The organism is Acetobacter sp., assembly GCF_022483985.1.
GTDB lineage: Bacteria > Pseudomonadota > Alphaproteobacteria > Acetobacterales > Acetobacteraceae > Acetobacter.
The window spans coordinates 2241760-2260193 of record NZ_JAKVME010000001.1; the positions used below are offsets into that span (position 1 = coordinate 2241760).

The 18434-nt window shown below is 59.2% G+C and carries 18 protein-coding genes and 2 tRNA genes; 10 read left to right on the forward strand and 10 right to left on the reverse strand.

All coding sequences use genetic code 11. From position 1 onward, the window contains the following. Positions 1–75 precede the first annotated feature (75 nt). Together LKE90_RS09935 and rnd are read right to left on the reverse strand one after the other, a co-directional pair. A complete protein-coding gene (locus LKE90_RS09935; RefSeq protein ID WP_291493673.1) occupies positions 76–813 on the reverse strand; it encodes a GcrA family cell cycle regulator in 738 nt (245 codons plus the stop codon). Between the two features lie 165 nt (positions 814–978). Continuing rightward, positions 979–2205, reverse strand: coding sequence for a ribonuclease D (rnd, locus tag LKE90_RS09940; protein ID WP_291493671.1), 1227 nt, complete (start codon positions 2203–2205; stop codon positions 979–981). A gap of 102 nt (positions 2206–2307) precedes the next feature. On the opposite strand from rnd, the gene queF reads away from it, so the two are divergent. Next, the gene (gene queF, locus LKE90_RS09945) at positions 2308–2778 is read left to right on the forward strand and encodes a preQ(1) synthase (RefSeq protein WP_291493669.1); all 471 of its coding nucleotides are present in this window, start codon (positions 2308–2310) and stop codon (positions 2776–2778) included. A gap of 224 nt (positions 2779–3002) precedes the next feature. Here queF and atpC read toward each other — a convergent pair whose 3' ends face one another. The 7 genes from atpC to LKE90_RS09980 all read right to left on the reverse strand — a co-directional run bounded on the left by atpC (position 3003) and on the right by LKE90_RS09980 (position 9829). Next, positions 3003–3410 carry an ATP synthase F1 subunit epsilon gene (gene atpC, locus LKE90_RS09950; RefSeq protein WP_291493667.1) on the reverse strand — a complete coding sequence of 136 codons (408 nt, stop codon included), beginning with the start codon at positions 3408–3410 and terminating at the stop codon, positions 3003–3005. A 28-nt stretch (positions 3411–3438) separates the two neighbouring features. Beyond that, positions 3439–4917, reverse strand: a complete 1479-nt coding sequence (gene atpD, locus LKE90_RS09955) for a F0F1 ATP synthase subunit beta (protein WP_291493665.1) — start codon at positions 4915–4917, stop codon at positions 3439–3441. Between the two features lie 60 nt (positions 4918–4977). Continuing rightward, positions 4978–5859, reverse strand: coding sequence for a F0F1 ATP synthase subunit gamma (locus LKE90_RS09960; RefSeq protein ID WP_291493663.1), 882 nt, complete (start codon positions 5857–5859; stop codon positions 4978–4980). 16 nt (positions 5860–5875) lie between these two features. Beyond that, a complete protein-coding gene (atpA, locus tag LKE90_RS09965; RefSeq protein WP_291493661.1) occupies positions 5876–7411 on the reverse strand; it encodes a F0F1 ATP synthase subunit alpha in 1536 nt (511 codons plus the stop codon). Continuing rightward, positions 7411–8094 (reverse strand): F0F1 ATP synthase subunit delta, encoded by a 684-nt coding sequence (locus LKE90_RS09970; RefSeq protein ID WP_291493659.1) that lies wholly within the window; start codon positions 8092–8094, stop codon positions 7411–7413. Before LKE90_RS09970 ends, atpA begins: the two co-directional genes overlap by 1 nt. Positions 8095–8212: 118 nt before the next feature. Further along, the gene (locus LKE90_RS09975) at positions 8213–9652 is read right to left on the reverse strand and encodes an MFS transporter (RefSeq protein WP_291493657.1); all 1440 of its coding nucleotides are present in this window, start codon (positions 9650–9652) and stop codon (positions 8213–8215) included. Positions 9653–9755: 103 nt separating this feature from the next. After that, positions 9756–9829 (reverse strand) — tRNA-Gly (locus tag LKE90_RS09980). Positions 9830–10125: 296 nt separating this feature from the next. Here LKE90_RS09980 and LKE90_RS09985 point away from each other — a divergent pair. From LKE90_RS09985 to nusG, 3 genes are all read left to right on the forward strand, one after another. Then, positions 10126–10202, forward strand: a tRNA-Trp gene (locus LKE90_RS09985). Positions 10203–10356: 154 nt separating this feature from the next. Further along, the gene (gene secE / locus LKE90_RS09990; protein WP_077814465.1) at positions 10357–10551 is read left to right on the forward strand and encodes a preprotein translocase subunit SecE; all 195 of its coding nucleotides are present in this window, start codon (positions 10357–10359) and stop codon (positions 10549–10551) included. A gap of 9 nt (positions 10552–10560) precedes the next feature. Continuing rightward, a complete protein-coding gene (nusG, locus tag LKE90_RS09995) occupies positions 10561–11091 on the forward strand; it encodes a transcription termination/antitermination protein NusG (RefSeq protein WP_291493654.1) in 531 nt (176 codons plus the stop codon). Between the two features lie 205 nt (positions 11092–11296). On the opposite strand, the gene LKE90_RS10000 is transcribed toward nusG, so the two are convergent. Next, positions 11297–11746 (reverse strand): DUF2501 domain-containing protein, encoded by a 450-nt coding sequence (locus LKE90_RS10000; RefSeq protein ID WP_291493652.1) that lies wholly within the window; start codon positions 11744–11746, stop codon positions 11297–11299. Positions 11747–12072: 326 nt separating this feature from the next. On the opposite strand from LKE90_RS10000, the gene LKE90_RS10005 reads away from it, so the two are divergent. The 6 genes from LKE90_RS10005 to LKE90_RS10030 all read left to right on the forward strand — a co-directional run bounded on the left by LKE90_RS10005 (position 12073) and on the right by LKE90_RS10030 (position 18407). Then, on the forward strand, positions 12073–13095 hold the full coding sequence (locus LKE90_RS10005) for an aspartate-semialdehyde dehydrogenase (RefSeq protein WP_291493649.1): 1023 nt from the start codon (positions 12073–12075) through the stop codon (positions 13093–13095). Between the two features lie 267 nt (positions 13096–13362). Next, the gene (gene sdhC, locus LKE90_RS10010) at positions 13363–13839 is read left to right on the forward strand and encodes a succinate dehydrogenase, cytochrome b556 subunit (protein WP_366509530.1); all 477 of its coding nucleotides are present in this window, start codon (positions 13363–13365) and stop codon (positions 13837–13839) included. Position 13840: 1 nt separating this feature from the next. After that, positions 13841–14260 (forward strand): succinate dehydrogenase, hydrophobic membrane anchor protein, encoded by a 420-nt coding sequence (gene sdhD / locus LKE90_RS10015; protein WP_291493645.1) that lies wholly within the window; start codon positions 13841–13843, stop codon positions 14258–14260. 84 nt (positions 14261–14344) lie between these two features. Beyond that, positions 14345–16156, forward strand: a complete 1812-nt coding sequence (gene sdhA, locus LKE90_RS10020) for a succinate dehydrogenase flavoprotein subunit (RefSeq protein ID WP_291493643.1) — start codon at positions 14345–14347, stop codon at positions 16154–16156. Positions 16157–16184: 28 nt separating this feature from the next. Then, positions 16185–16967, forward strand: a complete 783-nt coding sequence (locus LKE90_RS10025; RefSeq protein ID WP_291493641.1) for a succinate dehydrogenase iron-sulfur subunit — start codon at positions 16185–16187, stop codon at positions 16965–16967. Positions 16968–17285: 318 nt separating this feature from the next. Next, a complete protein-coding gene (locus tag LKE90_RS10030; RefSeq protein ID WP_291493639.1) occupies positions 17286–18407 on the forward strand; it encodes an aromatic ring-hydroxylating dioxygenase subunit alpha in 1122 nt (373 codons plus the stop codon). The last annotated feature ends 27 nt before the right edge of the window (positions 18408–18434 follow it).

Genomic DNA, 18434 nt, shown 5'->3' on the forward strand with positions numbered 1-18434 from the left:
CTGACGAAAATTCTTCTCATGAGGTGAAGACCTCAACAGCCATCTCCATCCCATGAGAGGGTTTATTGCCAAAGATCAGCCCACGTTTTCGCGACGATCCCGCAACTTGACGTAGGCCAGAGCCGCATGCTCCGCACAATAAGGCTTGCCCGGTAGTGGTGTGGCGCCACAGAAATGGAAACCCGGCGTTCCCGGATCGCCGAGCGGCCAGCAGCAGGTTGCGCTGCGCCGGCGTGGCTCCATCACGGCAGCCAGACGCTGGGCAGCGGGACGTGCGACAGGAGAAGCCTTCTTCTCAACCGAAGCCGCTTTTTCCGCGGCAGGCTCTTCCTGAACCGCTTTCACGACAGCCGGCACAACTGCTTTCACACGCTCTTCAGCCGGCTTTTCCTGCACGGCAACGGAAGCCTGCTTTACCAGTGCGCTTTCCGTATCCTCGCTGCAGGTCACAACCGGCTTTTCAACAGGCTTTCTGACCACAGCCGTTGCGACATCCCCGGTCGTCATAGAGGCGGCAACCGCTACAGGCTGAGCAGCAGCAACCGCCTCTGCGGGCTCTGCAAGGCCTTCTTCCTTGCCTGAACGACGCGGAGCCGCAGCCTTGACCTGCCCGTCAGCCTCACCCGTTTTTCTGGCGGACGTTTTTCCATCCTGTCGGCGAATCGGAGAAGGACGTGCGGGAAGCCCCAGACGATGAGCCTTGCCCACAACCGCGTTCTTTGTAATTCCGAGTTGTCGCCCGATCTCAGCCGTTGACAGACCTTCCTGCCATAAAGCCTTGAGACGGGCGATTGTCTCGTCTGTCCATTCCATGACACGCCTCTCCCATTCTCGGACGGTCGGTCGCACCCGGGTCCGAGTTCCGGCGAAAATATAATTTTCGCCACACACACTCAAGCAACACTCGTCAAAACTCCACGACGAACACCACAATTCTCCTGTAGAACTGTGGGATCGTCACCGAAGCTTCTTTCCCGTTCAGGTGTTCCCAGCCAAACGGGCCTGATTCTGATCATCCGTTCGCATCAGACGCAGCCGCCCCGCGCTGACACCGAGAGACAGGTGCCCCTCACACAGCGCAAGAGCTTCCTCACCAAAAACATCACGACGCCAGCCCGTCAGTAGCGGTCCGGCCGTGTCCGGGTCCAGAGCAAAAGCGTCAAGGTCATCGGAACTGGCCACCAGTTTAGGAGCAACGTCGTGCTTTTCACACTGATAGGCCAGCAGAACTTTTAACAATGCAACCAGTGCCGGAGAGGGACGCGGGCCATCAGCTCCCTTCCCGCTTCGCGCAACCTTGGGCAAGTCGGCCTCCGGGAGTTGACCCGCGTCACGGATCACATCCAGCAGATCCTGCCCGGCACGGCCTTCCGCAAAGCCACGACTGACGCCTCTTACACGCGCCAGATCATCGGTATTCCCCGGCACCGTCGCGGCAATCTCCAGAAGACTCTCATCCTTGAGCATACGTTGCCGTGGAATATTCGCGTTCTGGGCCTCTCTTTCCCGCCAGGCGGTGATCGCCCGGAGGATACCCAGCATCCGTCGGTTATTCGTCCGGGCGCGGAGCTTTTCCCACTGCTTTTCCGGGTCCACCCGCAATCTGTCCGGATCGGAAAGCGCAGCCTGCTCCGCACTGACCCACGCTGACCTGTCTTCCCGCTCAAGCTGCTTGAGCAGGGACTGATAGACCAGACGCAGATAGGTCACGTCAGCCGCCGCATAAGTCAGTTGGGCCGGAGACAGGGGGCGCACAGACCAGTCGGTAAAACGATGGCTTTTGTCGATGGAGACACCCGTCACGGCGCCAACGAGATTGTCATATCCCACCTGATCGCCGTATCCGGCCACCATGGCCGCCACCTGTGTATCGAACAGGGGCTGCGGCAGCCGATCGAACAGATGCAGAAAGATTTCCAGATCCTGACGCGCCGCGTGAAAAACCTTCACGACAGACTGATCGTCGAACAGGCTGGTCAGTGGCGTCAGATCGAGATCCGGCGCAACCGCATCGATCAGGACAACTTCCTTCTCTCCAGCGATCTGAAGCAGGCACAGCTCGGGCCAGTACGTCTTTTCCCGCATAAATTCGGTATCGACCGTAACGAATGTCTCGTTTCTGAGTCTTTCGACTGTTTCTGCAAGGTCAGTCGTGCTGGTAATCAGACGGGGCGCCGGGAAGCTGTATCGGGGACTTTTAGCCATAAGCGTTCCATACACAGAGCCGCTGAAAAGCGAAAGTGCGCTTCCTTGACGTCAGCACCACGCCAATGACACATCGCGTGAAAGATTGAATGGAGACAGACCATGACCGCGCACAATGACGGCCGGGACACCCTTACCCAACTCGGTCGATCCACGCCGATGCCGCAGTCGCCTGAAGAGGCGGAACTGGAGCGTGTTCCGGCTCCTCACAAGGGGCGGCAGTATGTCGTGCGCTTCACCGCACCCGAATTCACATCGCTCTGCCCCGTGACAGGCCAGCCTGATTTTGCGCATCTGGTGATCGACTACATTCCCCGTGACTGGATTGTCGAAAGCAAGTCCCTGAAGCTGTATCTCACGAGCTTCCGGAATCATGGCGCGTTCCATGAGGACTGTTCGGTGACAATCGCAGAAACACTGGTCAAACGCCTTGACCCGGTCTGGCTCCGGATTGGCGCTTACTGGTATCCCAGAGGCGGAATGCCGATTGATGTCTTCTGGCAGACCGGCCTGCCGCCAGAAGGAGTCTGGATCCCCGCTCAGGATGTGCCAGGTTACCGAGGGCGCGGTTAAGGGGCACACTTGGAGGCAGATAAGAGACAATTCCGTAAGATTATCCGCCCCAAAAGCGTTCTGTCTCCATTTTGCCGATCGGTCATTTGCAAAGGGATTGTGTCCCTTTGTGCGATCAGATGCAAAGCCTGAAGACACATTTGCAAGATGGGCAAACATCACAAAAAACCCCGGTTCAGGACACTGAACCGGGGTTTTACTGTAATAACTGTTACTGACGACGTTCAGCCACCAGCTCCAGCATCAATCTCTGCACGCACAGACTGGATCTTCGACATCAGCCCCTCAAGACGGGAAACATCCGACTTGTCAGCCGACTCCCATGCTTCCGTCAGGGCTTCAAGCCTTGCCGTAGCTGCGTCGATGGAAATTTCCGTCACAGGCACGGCCTCGTCCGCAAGGATCGTGCACCGTGTCTGCGTCATATCCGCGAAGCCGCCACCGACAAAGTAATGGTCAGTCGCAGTTTCACCCTCATAGAGAGTAACGGTGCCGCCACGCAGAAGCAGCATCATGGGAGCATGCTCGGGCATGGCGGCAATATCGCCTTCCTCGCCCGGCATGACGACCATGTCCACGTCGCGGGACACCAGAACCTTCTCCGGGCTGATGATTTCGACCTTGATCGGCATTCTGTTGGTCCCTTCCGACGTCGGCGACTTACGCCGCTTCCTTCATCTTCTCAGCTTTGGCGACTGCTTCCTCGATGGAGCCAACCATGTAGAAGGCGCCTTCCGGAAGATCGTCATATTCACCGGCAACAATCGCCTTGAACGAACGGACTGTGTCTTCAAGCGAGACCAGCTTGCCCGGTGCGCCCGTGAACACTTCTGCCACGTGGAACGGCTGGGACAGGAAGCGCTGGATACGACGGGCGCGAGCCACAAGCTGCTTGTCGTCTTCCGAAAGCTCATCCATGCCGAGAATGGCGATGATGTCCTGCAGGGACTTGTAGGTCTGCAGGATACGCTGCACGTCACGGGCTACCTGATAATGCTCTTCACCAACGATCTTCGGATCGAGCGAACGGGATGTGGAGTCCAGTGGATCCACAGCCGGATAGATACCCATTTCCGCGATCGAACGGTTAAGAACCGTCGTTGCGTCCAAGTGAGCGAAGGTCGCGGCAGGAGCCGGATCGGTCAGATCGTCGGCAGGCACGTAAACGGCCTGAACGGAAGTGATCGAACCCTTCTTCGTGGAGGTGATGCGCTCCTGCAGAGCACCCATTTCCGTGGCCAGCGTCGGCTGGTAACCAACGGCTGAAGGGATACGACCCAGAAGGGCGGACACTTCCGAACCGGCCTGCGTGAAGCGGAAGATGTTGTCGACGAAGAACAGAACGTCCTGACCTTCCTCGTCACGGAAATACTCAGCCTGCGTCAGACCCGAGAGAGCGACACGGGCGCGGGCTCCCGGCGGCTCGTTCATCTGGCCATAAACCAGCGCCACCTTGGAACCGTCCGTGGAACCGTCTTCGTTCACCTTGATAACGCCTGCGTCCTGCATTTCGAAATACAGGTCGTTACCTTCACGGGTACGCTCACCAACACCTGCGAACACGGACACGCCACCGTGCGCCTTGGCGATGTTGTTGATCAGTTCCTGAATGATGACGGTCTTGCCAACACCAGCGCCGCCGAACAGACCGATCTTGCCGCCCTTGAGGTACGGGCAGAGCAGATCAACAACCTTGATACCGGTCACGAGGATTTCGGACGCACCCGCCTGCTCTTCGAAGGAAGGAGCCTCACGGTGAATCGGAGCCGTGCGCGTCGTGCGGATCGGACCCTTTTCGTCGATGGCTTCACCGATCACATTCATGATGCGACCAAGCACTTCCGGGCCGACCGGCACGGAAATCTGTGCGCCTGTGTCGACGACTTCCTGCCCACGGACGAGGCCATCGGTGGTGTCCATGGCGATGCAGCGCACTTCGTGTTCGCCGATTTCCTGCGCCACTTCGAGCACAAGAGTATGGCTGCCCAGCTTTACGTGCAGCGCGCCAAGAATCTTCGGCAGTTCGCCTTCAAACTGGACGTCAACGACAGCGCCACGAATCTGGGTGACACGGCCGACATTGTTTGATGAACCCGCGGCTGAAGACTGGGCCGGGGTCTGTGTGGTGGTGTCCGACATGGGATCAGCTCCTGCGGGCAAATTCGGTCTGAATGATACGGGATCGGGTGGAGGCGGTGATCAGACCGCCTGCGCACCCGAGATGATCTCGATAAGGTCGTTGGTGATGTTGGCCTGACGGGTCCGGTTATAGGTCTGCGTCAGACGGTCGATCGCCTTGCCTGCGTTGCGGGTAGCGTTGTCCATGGCGGTCATACGCGCACCCTGTTCACCGGCTGCCGACTCAAGCAGGGCGGCATACATCTGCACCTGCAGGTTGCGGGGCAGCAGACGCTCCAGCAGCACCTGCTCGTCCGGCTCGAACTCATACTGCGCTGCGTCCGAATCCGGCCTGGCGTCAGCTTCCTCAAGCCCCAGCGGGATGAGTTGCAGAGGCGTAGGCACCTGCGACATCACATTCCTGAACTGGTTGTAGATGACGGTGCAGACGTCAAACTGTCCGGCCTCCAGAAGCGCCGTCACCTTCGCACCGAGATCACTCGCTGCGGAGAACGGGATTTCCTTACCGCCAACACCGATGACATGATCGACGATCAGATCAGCATATTCACGGGACAGATAATCATAGCCCTTGCGGCCGATCGGCAGCAGCTTGACAACCTTGCCTTCGGACTGAAGACGGCGGATCGTCAGACGGGTCGTGCGGTTGATGTTCGAGTTGAACCCACCGGCGAGACCACGGTCACTGGTGATCGGGATCAGCAGATGGACACGATCGTTACCGGTGCCGGCAAGAAGCTGCGGAAGACCATCCTGACCAGCCATTGAGCCGGCGAGTTCACCGAGCATACGACGCATGGCAGCCGCATAAGGGCGAGCCGCCTCGGCGTGCAACTGGGCGCGGCGGAGTTTCGCCGCCGCGACCATTTTCATCGCGCTCGTGATCTTCTTCGTCGACTTGACGCTTCCGATCCGTGCGCGGAGTTCCTTCAGGGAGGCCATGAACGGTTACTCGCGATCAGGCTGCGAAACGACGGTTGAAGTCCGTAAGGAACTCGCCGATCTTCGTTTCAAGATCCTTGGTGATCTGACGTTCGGTGCGCAGTCCCTGAACAATGTCCTTGGCGGGGCTACGCAGTTCGGCCAGCAGCTTCGTCTCCCAGGACACGACCTTGTCGACAGCGATGCCGTCGATATAGCCACGCGTTCCCGCGAACAGCACCACAACCTGTTCTTCAACAGACAGAGGTGAGGACTCAGGCTGCTTCAGAAGCTCGACCAGACGGGCGCCCCGAGCAAGCTGTTTCTGCGTTGCAGCATCAAGGTCGGACGCGAACTGGGAGAACGCAGCCATCTCACGATACTGGGCAAGCTCAAGCTTGATCTTGCCAGCGACCTGTTTCATCGACTTGATCTGCGCGGCAGAACCAACACGGGAAACGGAACCACCGACGTTCACGGCCGGACGGATACCACGGTAGAACAGGTCGGTCTCAAGGAAGATCTGACCGTCCGTGATGGAGATCACGTTCGTCGGAATGTAGGCGGCAACGTCGCCAGCCTGCGTTTCAATGACTGGCAGAGCCGTCAGAGAACCGCCGCCGTTGGCGTCTGACATCTTCGCAGCGCGCTCCAGCAGACGGGAGTGCAGATAGAAGACGTCACCCGGATACGCTTCACGAGCCGGTGGACGACGCAGCAGCAGCGACATCTGACGGTAGGCGACTGCCTGCTTCGACAGATCGTCATAACAGATCAGGGCATGCATGCCGTTATCGCGGAAATACTCACCCATGGCGCATGCGGAGTACGGAGCCAGATACTGCATCGGAGCCGGGTCGGACGCCGTGGCGGCGACAACGATGGAGTAAGGCATCGCGCCGCGCTCTTCGAGCGTGCGGACAAGCTGGGCGACGGTCGAACGCTTCTGACCAACAGCGACATAGATGCAATACAGCGACTTGTTGTTGTCGCCGAGCGCATTCACTTCTTTCTGGGCCAGAATGGTGTCGAGCAGGATCGCGGTCTTGCCGGTCTGACGGTCACCGATCACAAGCTCGCGCTGACCGCGACCAACCGGAACCAGAGCGTCAATCGCCTTGATGCCGGTCTGCATCGGCTCGCTGACCGACTGACGCGGCATGATGCCCGGAGCCTTGACTTCCGCAGGCGTCATCGTGACGTCCGTCAGCGGACCCTTGCCGTCGATCGGGTTGCCGAGACCATCGACAACGCGTCCGAGCAGACCCTTGCCGACAGGAACCTCGACAACGGCGCCGGAGCGGTTGACCGTGTCACCTTCACGGATTTCCGTATCGGAACCGAAGATAACGACACCAACGTTGTCGTTCTCAAGGTTGAGGGCCATGCCCTTCTGACCGGCTGCCGGAAAGTCGACAAGCTCACCGGCCATGACGTTCTGAAGGCCGTAAACGCGGGCGATACCATCGCCGACTGTCAGGACCGTTCCTGTTTCGGCGATTTCTGACGCTGTGTCGAATGAAGCGATCTGCTGCTTCAGGATATCCGAAATCTCAGCGGGACGGATTTCCATCACGCGGCTCCCTTCATGGCATAATGCAGGCGTACAAGGCGGGATTGCAGGCTGGTATCAACAAGGCGCGGACCGACGCGCACCACAAGACCACCAAGGATCTCGGGATCAACGTGCTCCTGAAGCACGACACGCGAATAACCGGCCTCGGCGAGCTTGCCCTGCAACTGGGCACGCTGCGCTTTCGTCAGGGGCTGCGCGCTGACAATCTCAGCGGACACTTCACCCCGACGGGCAGCGGCCACTGCGGCGAACGCTGCCAGAATCTGGCGAAGGCGGGAAAGCCGACGGTTGTCAGCGATCACACCTACGAAATTAATGATCAGTTCGCCGAAGCCCTGCTGCCTGATCACGGCAAGAACGGCCTTGCGGGCGTCCCTGATATCCAGACGCGTGTCCTGAAGGACAGCCGCGAATTGAGGACTTTCGTCGATCAGTCTGGCGAGAGCGTCAGTCTGAGGCAGGACCTCGTCGAGCTTCCACTTGTCAGCGGCAAGCTCATAAAGCGCGGTCGCATACCGCCCGGCGAGGCCACCTGTCCCCACCGGGGACTGAGCAGCGGATCGGGTACTTGTTACGGCAGTGGCCACTGTCGGCTGTTTCCTTCTGCGTTCCCCAGGGGCATCGGAATGCGCGGTCCCGGTCGGGTCTTGTACCAGACCAGAGAGCACACCCGGTCGCATTTGTTATTGTCGCGGCCTCTAGCATGGTGACTATCCGCACGCAACAGACCAGATGAAGAGAAGTCAATCTTCTCCTAATATTTCAACCCGGCAATAAACCCAGTCCGCGCTCCACCGTTCATGAAAAGTCCTGAGCCACACGCTCCGCGCTTTCACGGGCATAGCCGCTTGTCGCAAGCGCCCCCACCAGCACCACACAGCATCCGAGCGCCACAGCAATCCAGCAGACGACATAGCTAAGATGCAGAAATGAGGCGGAAAACTCGGCCCCACCCGCCGTCACGATCTCCGCGCCACGCACACTACCCGCTATCGCCACCCCCAGCGCGGCTCCAATCTGCCGACTCGTGGAGGCCACCGCTGCGGCCAGACCTGCCTGTCGGCACGGCATTCCAGAGACCGCGGCATTGGTGATCGGCGCGTTGCAGAGACCGAATCCCGCACCCGTGAGCGCGTACGCCGTTGCCAGCCAGAGCGACGACGTATCCGCTCCCAGCCTCGTCAGCATCCACGCCCCACCAGCCAGACCCAGACCAGACAGCATCAGCGGAACCCGCGCGCCGCGCGCCGCCACCAGCCGTCCGGAAAGCGGGGCTGCGATCACCACAGCCACAGCGAAGGGCATCAGTTTCCACCCTGCGGCTCCGGGTGCGAATCCCCTTACATCCTGAAGATAGATGGTGCCCAGAAACAGCAGGGATGAAAAAACCGCGAAACAAAGCACCGCCAGCACGGTAGCTGACGCAAAAGGAATGGAACGGAAGAATCCAAGATTCAGCATGGGGTACGTGCTGCGTTGCTCGACGGTGAGAAATGCGACCAGCGACAGCAGGGACAAGGCCAGAAACCCCAGAATCGGAGCACTGCACCAGCCGAAATCCGGCCCTTCGATCAGCGCGCCCACCAATGTCATGCTCGTCAGGGCGATCAAACCCTGTCCGGCAGGATCGAATCGCGCCGGAACCGGTGAACGCGATTCGGGTACGAAGCGGATCGTCATCGCGAGCGCGATCAGTCCGACAGGCACGTTGATCCAGAATACGGCGCGCCAGTTCAGGGCGTCGGTGATAAACCCGCCAACAGCAGGCCCAAGCGCAAGAGCGACACCGGACATCATGCCCCACACTCCGATCGCGCGGGCTCGATCGCCGGGGTCCAGAAATGTATTGGCGATAATCGAGAGAGCCACAGGATTCAGCATGGCGCCGCCGACTCCCTGAAGAATCCTTGCCACGATCATCTGGGTCGGCGTGAGGGCCAGCCCGCAAAGAGCGGACGCCCCACAGAAAATCACGATTCCCGTCAGAAAGACCCGCTTTCGCCCGAAGCGGTCCGCCAGAGTACCCGCCGCCATCAGCAGGGCCGCGACCGTCAGCGTGTAGGCATCAACAATCCATTGCAGACCGGAGATGCTGGCCCCGAAAGCCTGCCTTATGGAAGGCAGGACCACATTGACGATGGTCACATCCATCATGACCAGCAGCAGGCTGAGACAGCAGGACGCCAGCACAAGCCACTGGTGTCTTCCTGTATCCGGTCGAGCAGTTTGCGGGGGCATCGTTTTTCCTGACAGCACAACGGACATGACAAAGCGCAGGCAAAGGGAGGCATCCCGGCCCGACCGGTTCAGTCATATCGTCTATAAGCTCATACAGGAAATCTGGAGCGGGCGAAGGGAATCGAACCCTCCTAAGAAGCTTGGAAGGCTACTGCATTACCACTATGCTACGCCCGCATCCGAGGCGCTTATATATCTTCCCTTTCCGACGACGCAAGCCTCTATCCTTACCGTTATGCGTCCAGACACATGAGCGGCTTTTTTCAGAGAAAATAATTACCGTGAAAAACCGGCTTTTCGTCCGGCTTTCAGCGCCTTCTGCCTCAGCACGACCATTTTTTTCGGTGCAATTCTCACTCACTCCCCTTGACTTTGAACGCGCAACATATTCTTTTCCGCCACCTGTGCCCGACCTGAGTGGTAACAGCGGAAAAGACTTCGGTCCGCTCCGGAGTCACTCGGGATGGTACCGCAGGGGTGTAGCTCAATTGGCTAGAGCGCCGGTCTCCAAAACCGGAGGTTGCGGGTTCGAGACCCTCCGCCCCTGCCAAATCAGCCTGAATTCAGTCTCAACGGGACCAGTCCCGACGCTGGACAGGGCTGGCACAGGTTGCCGGCTCCGGCCGGTTTCTGGCGAGTGTTACGGTTTGCCGGATTCGGCCCAGACATGGGTCGGCAGGCGAACCGAAAGAGAAGGTTTTTTCGTGTCAGCCAGTCCAGTCAAATTCCTCCGGGATGTAGAAGCCGAGGCCAAAAAGGTCACCTGGCCGTCACGGAAAGCGACGCTGGTGACAACGGGAGCCGTGCTCGCGATGGCTACGCTCGCTTCAATTTTCTTTTTCGTCGTCGATCAGGCTATCGGACTCGGCGTGCGAGAACTTTTCGGGCTGGGAGGCTAGAGGACCGGCATGGCCAAGCGGTGGTACGTCGTTCACGTCTATTCGGGTTTCGAGAAGAAAATCGCCACCCAGATCATGGAAGAGGCTGCCCAGAAAGGGCTGTCCGACCATATTGAGCAGGTTCTCGTCCCTTCCGAGGAAGTGGTGGAGATCCGTCGTGGCCAGAAGGTCAACTCCGAGCGCAAGTTCTTCCCCGGATATATTCTGGTGAACATGGAGCTCACGGATGATGCATGGCATCTGGTGAAAGACACTCCCCGAGTGACCGGGTTCCTTGGCTCCAAGACCCGTCCGAGCCCCATCCCCGCGGCGGAAGCCGAGCGGATCATGAAACAGGCTCAGGAAGGCGTCGAGCGTCCGCGCTCCTCCGTCACCTTCGAGGTTGGCGAGCAGGTCCGCGTCGCGGACGGTCCGTTCACCTCGTTCAACGGTGTCGTCGAGGAAGTCGACGAAGAGAAACAGCGCCTCAAGGTCAGCGTTTCAATCTTCGGTCGCTCCACCCCGGTCGATCTGGATTACGGGCAGGTCGAGAAGCTCTGACCGCCTCTTCGATCCGCATCTAACAAAAAGCCCCGGTTCGAAAGACCGAGGCTTTTTTCATTTCTGTGATTTAAAGCCGCACGTCCCGAACCGAAGGGACCACCTTTGCAGGGCAAGAAGGCATCATCACCCGCCTGCCCTGAACGTCGTCAGACGTTTTACCTGCTGCCGTCGGACGCGCGCCGACGGCAGGCTCACTCTCTTATCAGAGAAGCGAGGAAGCTCTGCTGGTGATGGCCTTGCACACTTTCTTGCGGACCGCCCCTTTCAGGGAGGACAGGGAAAGCTGGTTGCCGTCAGCAAGCTGTAGCAGCCCCTGCTGACCGGAAGCGTAGGACGTGTCGCCGGTCACAGCGGATCTGCCCGTCAGCGTATTCAGCGTGGATTTGGCGGAAGAAACATCGCCGACCAGATCGTTCTGGACGCAATAGCCCAGCAGACCAGCGATATTGCCAGAGCTTGCAGAAGAAAGGGACGGAATGCCCAGACTGCCGAGCAGGCCGGATGTGCCGCCCGTCGAGCCCGTCACGCTTTGCAGGGCGCCCTGCCCTGCTCCCTGGGCAATGCTTCCGAAAGACTGTGCGTGAGCAGCCGATACACCGGCAAATGACAGGCCGGCGATAAGCGCCAGAACGCCAGAACGACGAAAGATCATGGATTTTCCTTCTCAGTAATGCCCCGGCCAGCCAGATACTACCGAAGCCGGGTCAGACTGTTGAACCTTAATAAGGCGGAAAGGCGGCGCAACCACGAAGTCAACCGTGAATTACAGGGTTGCTCCTCCCACAACTCTCTCGTGTCGCACGCATCCCGCATGAAGCGGAATACAAGATTTTCCGCATCAGGGTGGAACAGTATCCCGCACAGGCCCCTTCAAGCCTTGCGATAAGCCTTCCACGCACCACGTTCCTGTTATAGGTGTCGACACGCAATTCTACAGTGGCACGTCCACAGTAAGCGTGGATCAGGAGAGGAACTGAGATGGGTTATCGCGTAGCGGTCGTGGGCGCGACAGGCGCTGTCGGGCGCGAAATACTGAAGACCTTGCACGAGCGGGAATTTCCCGTCGACGAGATCGTGGCGCTGGCGTCGCCGCGTTCAACCGGACGCGAAGTGTCTTTCGGGGACCGCACGCTGAAAGTGCAGAATCTCGAAACGTTCGATTTCGCGGGCTGGGATGTCGCCCTGTTCTCGCCGGGTGCCAGCGTGTCCGCCATTCATGGTCCCCGCGCAGCGAAAGCGGGATGCATCGTGGTCGACAACACCTCCCATTTCCGCATGGAGCCGGACGTTCCGCTGGTCGTGCCGGAAGTGAACCCGAACGACCTGAAGAAAGCCAAACGCGGAATCATCGCGAATCCGAACTGCTCCACCATCCAGATGGTCGTGGCGCTGAAGCCGCTGCATGACCTGTTTACGGTCAAGCGCGTCGTCGTCGCGACCTATCAGGCCGTTGCGGGCGCGGGCAAGGACGGTATGGATGAGTTGTTCGCCCAGACCAAGGGCACCTTCGTCAACGATCCGCCGAAGATCGAGCAGTTCCAGAAGCAGATCGCCTTCAACTGCATTCCGCAGATCGACCGTTTCATGGATGACGGCGCGACCAAGGAAGAGTGGAAGATGACCGTCGAGACGAAAAAGATTCTCGACCCGGAGATTCAGGTTCTCGCTACCTGCGTGCGCGTGCCGGTCTTCATCGGCCACTCGGAAGCCGTCGTGGTCGAGTTCGAAGAGCCTGTCGATCTGAAGAAAGCCCGCGAGGCGCTGCGTGAGGCCGAAGGAGTCGTGCTGCTCGATGAGCGCGAGGACGGCGGCTATGTGACGCCGATCGAGTGCGTGGGCGAAGATGCAACCTACGTCTCGCGTCTGCGAATCGATCCGACCGTACCCAACGGTCTGGCCTTCTGGTGCGTGTCCGACAATCTGCGGAAGGGCGCAGCCCTGAACGCCGTGCAGATCGCCGAGACCATGATTGCGCTCGACCTGTTACCAAAACGCAACTAGCCGACCAGCCGGTCACGCGGGATTGATGTGACCGGACAATCAAACGACTGTTTTGTGCGGTTTATACCTGTCAGAACAGTCGGGACATCATCTGTCACGGAGAGTCATCCTCTCCGGGCAGACCGTTCGACATGCAAAACGTGAGCCTCCCTCTCGGTCTCGTGTTTCCCTGTTCAATTGACCCCGAAAACCCTGCGGCGTAGGACCGATTCCAGAACAGCGCCGTGTTTCGTGCGGCGTTTACATGGACGAGATGACGAGGCGACGATGCAGGATGTCCGGGAAGCGCTCTATGTGGGGAGCCGAAGTGACGGCGCTCTAATCCGACGACCGATGTCACCGCATCTTCAGGTCTATAAAATGCGCCTGTCGATGTTTCTTTCCATTTCGAACCGAATTACGGGTGTGGTGGCGACCGGCGGTTCAGCACTGGGTGTCTTCTGGCTGGCGGCCCTTGCAAAAGGACCGAAATCCTTTGAAAGCGCCCGCAAGGTGACAGGCAATCCACTGGGTCAGCTCGTGCTGTTCGGATGGATCTTCTCACTGGTCTGGCACACGGTCGGTGGCCTTCGCCACTTTATCTGGGATGCGGGCCACCGCTACGACAAAAAGGAACTGAACGAGGACGGTCCGGTTGCGCTCGGCGTGATCGCCGGTGTGGGTCTGACGCTCGCCACCTCCCTGCTCGGCGTGTCCTGCTGTCGCGCCCGGCGTCGCGCCAAGCTGCTGAAGAAGGTTTCCTGAGATGAATGCAACGTCTCCCACGCATCATACCGTGATGCGCTCACAGCTGGGACGCGCCCGTGGCCTTGGTTCCGGTCACTCCGGCACCGATCACTGGATTGTGGAGCGCGTTTCAGCAGCCAGTCTGCTGCCGCTCTCCGGCTGGTTTGTCATCCAGATGTTCCGTCTTGGTGGCGCTGACTATGAGCAGGTCGCCAAGTGGGGCGGCAAGCCGGTCAACGCGACTCTTCTCGCCGCGCTGGTCGCCTCCAGCTTCTATCACGCTGAAGTCGGGTTGCAGGTGATCGTGGACGATTATGTGCATGGCAAGGCTCATGCCCCCACAAAACTGCTCGTCAAGATCGGCACAGGACTTCTTGGTCTGCTCGGCATCGTCTCGGTGCTGAAACTGGCCCTTGGTCGCCCTGCCTCCAAAGGCTGATCACCGCTGACCGGCGTGGCCAGCGGGCCGCGCCGGTTTTTCTGATGCACTGACTGGTCGCAAGACAACGGGAGCGCCGTCACTATGAACGCTAATTCCTCTCCTTCCCGGGGGGCCTACCGCATTGTTGATCACGCCTATGACGTGGTCGTGGTTGGCGCCGGCGGGTCGGGCCTCCGCGCAACTCTGGGCATGGGCGCTGCCGGCCTGTCCACCGCCTGCGTGACGAAAGTCTTCCCCACCCGCAGCCATACCGTGGCCGCGCAGGGTGGCATCGGCGCGTCTCTCGGCAACATGGCCGAAGATAACTGGCGCTGGCACATGTACGACACCGTGAAGGGGTCGGACTGGCTGGGCGATCAGGACGCGATCGAGTTCATGTGCCGCGAGGCGGTTCCCGCCGTGCACGAACTCGAACATTTCGGCGTGCCTTTTTCCCGCACCGAGCAGGGCAAGATCTATCAGCGTCCCTTCGGCGGTCACATGAGCGAGTATGGCAAGGCTCCGGTGCCCCGCGCCTGCGCCGCCGCCGACCGCACGGGCCATGCGATCCTGCACACGCTGTATCAGCAGTGCCTGAAGCATAATGTCGAGTTCTTCGTCGAATATTTCGCCATCGACCTCATCATGGATGATGAGGGCGCCTGTCGCGGCGTGATGGCGTGGTGTCAGGATGACGGCACGATCCACCGCTTCAACGCGAAGATGGTTGTTCTGGCGACGGGCGGCTACGGTCGCGCGTGGCAGTCCTGCACCTCGGCCCACACCTGCACGGGTGACGGCGGCGGCATGGTCATGCGCGCCGGTCTCCCGACGCAGGACATGGAGTTCGTGCAGTTCCATCCGACCGGCATCTATCCGGCGGGCTGCCTGCTGACCGAAGGCTGCCGTGGTGAAGGCGCTTATCTGACCAACTCCGAAGGCGAGCGCTTCATGGAGCGTTATGCGCCGACGGCGAAGGATCTGGCCTCCCGTGACGTGGTCTCCCGCGCCATGACGCTGGAGATCAAGGAAGGTCGTGGCTGCGGCACGAAGCAGGACCACATCATGATGCATCTGGAGCATCTTGGCTCCGACCTGCTGCATGAACGTCTGCCGGGCATCATCGAGACCTCCCGCATCTTCGCCGGTGTGGATGTGACGAAGGAGCCGGTGCCGGTTCTGCCGACCGTTCACTACAACATGGGTGGTATTCCGACGAACATTCACGGCGAAGTGGTCCGTCCGACGGACGACAACCCGGATGCCGTCGTGCCCGGTCTGATGGCCGTTGGCGAGGCCGCCTGCGTGTCCGTCCATGGCGCGAACCGTCTGGGCACAAACTCGCTGCTCGATCTGATCGTCTTCGGTCGCGCCGCTGCGAAGCGCGCCGCCGAGATCGTCAAGCCGGCCGACTTCGTGAAGCCGCTGCCTGCCGGTGCGGGTGAATACGCCCTCGATCGTCTGGATCGCGTGCGGCACGCCAAGGGTGACACCCGCGTCTCCGAACTGCGTGACCGTCTCCAGCGTGACATGCAGACCCATGCCGCCGTGTTCCGCACGGAAGAGAGCATGAAGGAAGGCTGTGACAAGATTCAGGAAATCTGGAAAGCCAAGGACGACATGTCCGTCGCCGACCGTTCCCTGATCTGGAACAGCGACCTGATGGAAGCGCTCGAATTCGAGAACCTTCTTGGCAATGCGACGGCGACGCTGGAAAGCGGACTGGTGCGTCATGAAAGCCGAGGCGCCCATGCCCGTGACGATTTCCCTGATCGTGACGACAAGGAATGGATGAAGCACAGCGTTTCATGGCTGGACGACAAGGGCGGCACGAAGATGACCTATCGTCCCGTGCATATGAAGACGCTGACCGATGAGGTCGAAGTCTTCCCGCCCAAGAAGCGCGTCTACTAACCCACCGTCAGACAAGGGAGACTGAAACATGGTCGAACTGAGACTTCCGCGTAACAGCACGGTGGGCAAGGGGCAGTTTTTCCCTGCCCCGGCCAGCGCCAAAAACGTGCGGACTTTCAAGATCTATCGCTGGACGCCGGATGACGACAGCAATCCGGTGATGGATACGTATGAGATCGACATCGACGCCATCGGGCCGATGGTTCTCGATGCGCTGATTCACATCAAGAACGATGTCGATCCGACACTGACGTTCCGCCGCTCCTGCCGTGAAGGCATCTGCGGTTCCTGCGCGATGAACATTGACGGCGAAAACACGCTCGCGTGCCTCAAGCCGATTCAGGACATGAAGGGGGATATTCTCATCAATCCCCTGCCTCACATGCCCATCGTGAAGGATCTCGTATCCAACCTCGACGGTGCCTATGCGCAGCTCCGCTCCATCGAACCCTGGATGAAGGCCGACAGCGCCTCACCGCCGGATGGCGAGCGTCTCCAGTCTCCGGAAGAGCGCGCCAAGCTGGACGGCATGTGGGAGTGCATCCTGTGCTTCTGCTGCACGACCTCCTGCCCGTCCTACTGGTGGAACGGCGACCGTTACCTCGGTCCGGCCACTCTGCTGGCGGCGTATCGCTGGATCGCGGACAGCCGTGACGAGCATCAGGGCGATCGCCTCGACTCGCTGGAAGACACCTTCAAGCTCTATGCGTGCCGCACGATCATGAACTGCACGCAGACCTGTCCGAAGGGCCTCAATCCCGCCAAGGCTATTGGCCGGATCAAGGAGCTTCAGGTCGAGCGCAAGCTCTGATCTGCTGATCCAGCACTGAATGAAGAACGCCGGAAGGTTCTCCCTTCCGGCGTTTTTTATGGCGGGTATTTGTAGAAACCGGTCCACAGATGCCATGCACGGCGTCTCGCGAGCCTACGTCGCATCCCGCCAGAAGAAACAGTAGCTGTAGTCTCTGCAAACATGCGCTCTGTTCCCGGCTTTCCATCCGGCCAAACGTAACAGAACGAAACATTTCCGCTCAAATCTTGAATTCCGGACAAGTCTCCCGTTTTCCAAAGAACCTTTTAACCATCTTTGCCGCATCAGTCTGGGTATTCAGAAAGCATGCGAGATTTCATGGCCTTTTATCCCTTCATAGAGTCCAGGCAGGCTTACCCGCGGAATCAGTGGTATGTCGCAGCATGGAGCCATGAAATCGGCGCAGCGCCCCTGATGCGAACGATTGCGGGTGAACGCATCATTCTGTTCCGTGAGCGGTCGGGCGCCGTCAGGGCTGTATCAGCTCTCTGCCCTCACCGGCAGATGCCGCTGGAAACAGCGGAAATCGTCAACGATCAGATCATCTGTCCCTATCATGGCGCAGCCTTTGGTTCCGACGGCGTGTGTACGCATCTGCCGTTTCAGAAACATGTCCCCGCAGGCATGGATCTGAAAGCGTTTCATGCTGTGGAACACGCGCCCTTTATCTGGCTCTGGGTTGGCGAAGAAGAAGCGCCTGATCTCAGTCGGTTGCCATTTGCACGCAGTCTGCAACCCGAGAGTGGCCAAACCCTTCTCTTCGGGATGAAGACTTTCCACGTGCGGGCGAGATCACAGATTGTCCTCGAAAACCTTTTTGACCAGTCTCATATCAGTTTTACGCACCCGCTCTCGCTCGGACAGCGCTGCGCTGAAAACGGTCCAACCAAACCTGCCGAAATCATTGATGAGAAAAACCATCTGAGCTTCACGCGCCTCTCTCCGGCGAAGGACACAGACGAAGCCCTCCACGCCCTGTTCCCTACCCTCAGTTCACAGACGCGGATCAGAAGCCGCTCGGAACTTTTTGGCGTTGCACTGGTCATAGCCGCTGGTTCCGAAATCATTGCCTGCGATGAGGAAGGCGAACCGACATCCAGCGTAGGTGATCTGGTTTTTTTCCATGCCATCACACCGGAAACCGATTACAGCACCCATTACTTTGCCGGGATCATGCGAAATTTCGCACTGAACGATAAAGACATTTCCAACAGTTACGCAGAACGCAACGATCAGGTTGTGAATGAGGACGTCAGGGTTCTGGAAGCGATAGAACCCTGCCTTGCAGACGCTGACGCGGCCCATGAACCGAATTTCGTGACGGACGCCGCTGCCGTGCGTGTACGCCGCCGGATTGAGGCTCTTATGGAAAAAGCTCCGTCGGACCCCGTGTATGAACCTGCCAGCTTGTTACCAGAACAGATGAAATACGAAGCCTGAAAAATAATTCCTCATCAAATATTTTGA

What these genes read in the sequence shown, in the direction of transcription:
- LKE90_RS09935 (WP_291493673.1), bottom strand. Translation starts at nt 813, where the DNA reads ATGGAATGGACAGACGAGACAATCGCCCGTCTCAAGGCTTTATGGCAG.
- rnd (WP_291493671.1), bottom strand. Translation starts at nt 2,205, where the DNA reads ATGGCTAAAAGTCCCCGATACAGCTTCCCGGCGCCCCGTCTGATTACC.
- queF (WP_291493669.1), top strand. Translation starts at nt 2,308, where the DNA reads ATGACCGCGCACAATGACGGCCGGGACACCCTTACCCAACTCGGTCGA.
- atpC (WP_291493667.1), bottom strand. Translation starts at nt 3,410, where the DNA reads ATGCCGATCAAGGTCGAAATCATCAGCCCGGAGAAGGTTCTGGTGTCC.
- atpD (WP_291493665.1), bottom strand. Translation starts at nt 4,917, where the DNA reads ATGTCGGACACCACCACACAGACCCCGGCCCAGTCTTCAGCCGCGGGT.
- LKE90_RS09960 (WP_291493663.1), bottom strand. Translation starts at nt 5,859, where the DNA reads ATGGCCTCCCTGAAGGAACTCCGCGCACGGATCGGAAGCGTCAAGTCG.
- atpA (WP_291493661.1), bottom strand. Translation starts at nt 7,411, where the DNA reads ATGGAAATCCGTCCCGCTGAGATTTCGGATATCCTGAAGCAGCAGATC.
- LKE90_RS09970 (WP_291493659.1), bottom strand. Translation starts at nt 8,094, where the DNA reads ATGCGACCGGGTGTGCTCTCTGGTCTGGTACAAGACCCGACCGGGACC.
- LKE90_RS09975 (WP_291493657.1), bottom strand. Translation starts at nt 9,652, where the DNA reads ATGCCCCCGCAAACTGCTCGACCGGATACAGGAAGACACCAGTGGCTT.
- nusG (WP_291493654.1), top strand. Translation starts at nt 10,561, where the DNA reads ATGGCCAAGCGGTGGTACGTCGTTCACGTCTATTCGGGTTTCGAGAAG.
- LKE90_RS10000 (WP_291493652.1), bottom strand. Translation starts at nt 11,746, where the DNA reads ATGATCTTTCGTCGTTCTGGCGTTCTGGCGCTTATCGCCGGCCTGTCA.
- LKE90_RS10005 (WP_291493649.1), top strand. Translation starts at nt 12,073, where the DNA reads ATGGGTTATCGCGTAGCGGTCGTGGGCGCGACAGGCGCTGTCGGGCGC.
- sdhC (WP_366509530.1), top strand. Translation starts at nt 13,363, where the DNA reads ATGCAGGATGTCCGGGAAGCGCTCTATGTGGGGAGCCGAAGTGACGGC.
- sdhD (WP_291493645.1), top strand. Translation starts at nt 13,841, where the DNA reads ATGAATGCAACGTCTCCCACGCATCATACCGTGATGCGCTCACAGCTG.
- sdhA (WP_291493643.1), top strand. Translation starts at nt 14,345, where the DNA reads ATGAACGCTAATTCCTCTCCTTCCCGGGGGGCCTACCGCATTGTTGAT.
- LKE90_RS10025 (WP_291493641.1), top strand. Translation starts at nt 16,185, where the DNA reads ATGGTCGAACTGAGACTTCCGCGTAACAGCACGGTGGGCAAGGGGCAG.
- LKE90_RS10030 (WP_291493639.1), top strand. Translation starts at nt 17,286, where the DNA reads ATGGCCTTTTATCCCTTCATAGAGTCCAGGCAGGCTTACCCGCGGAAT.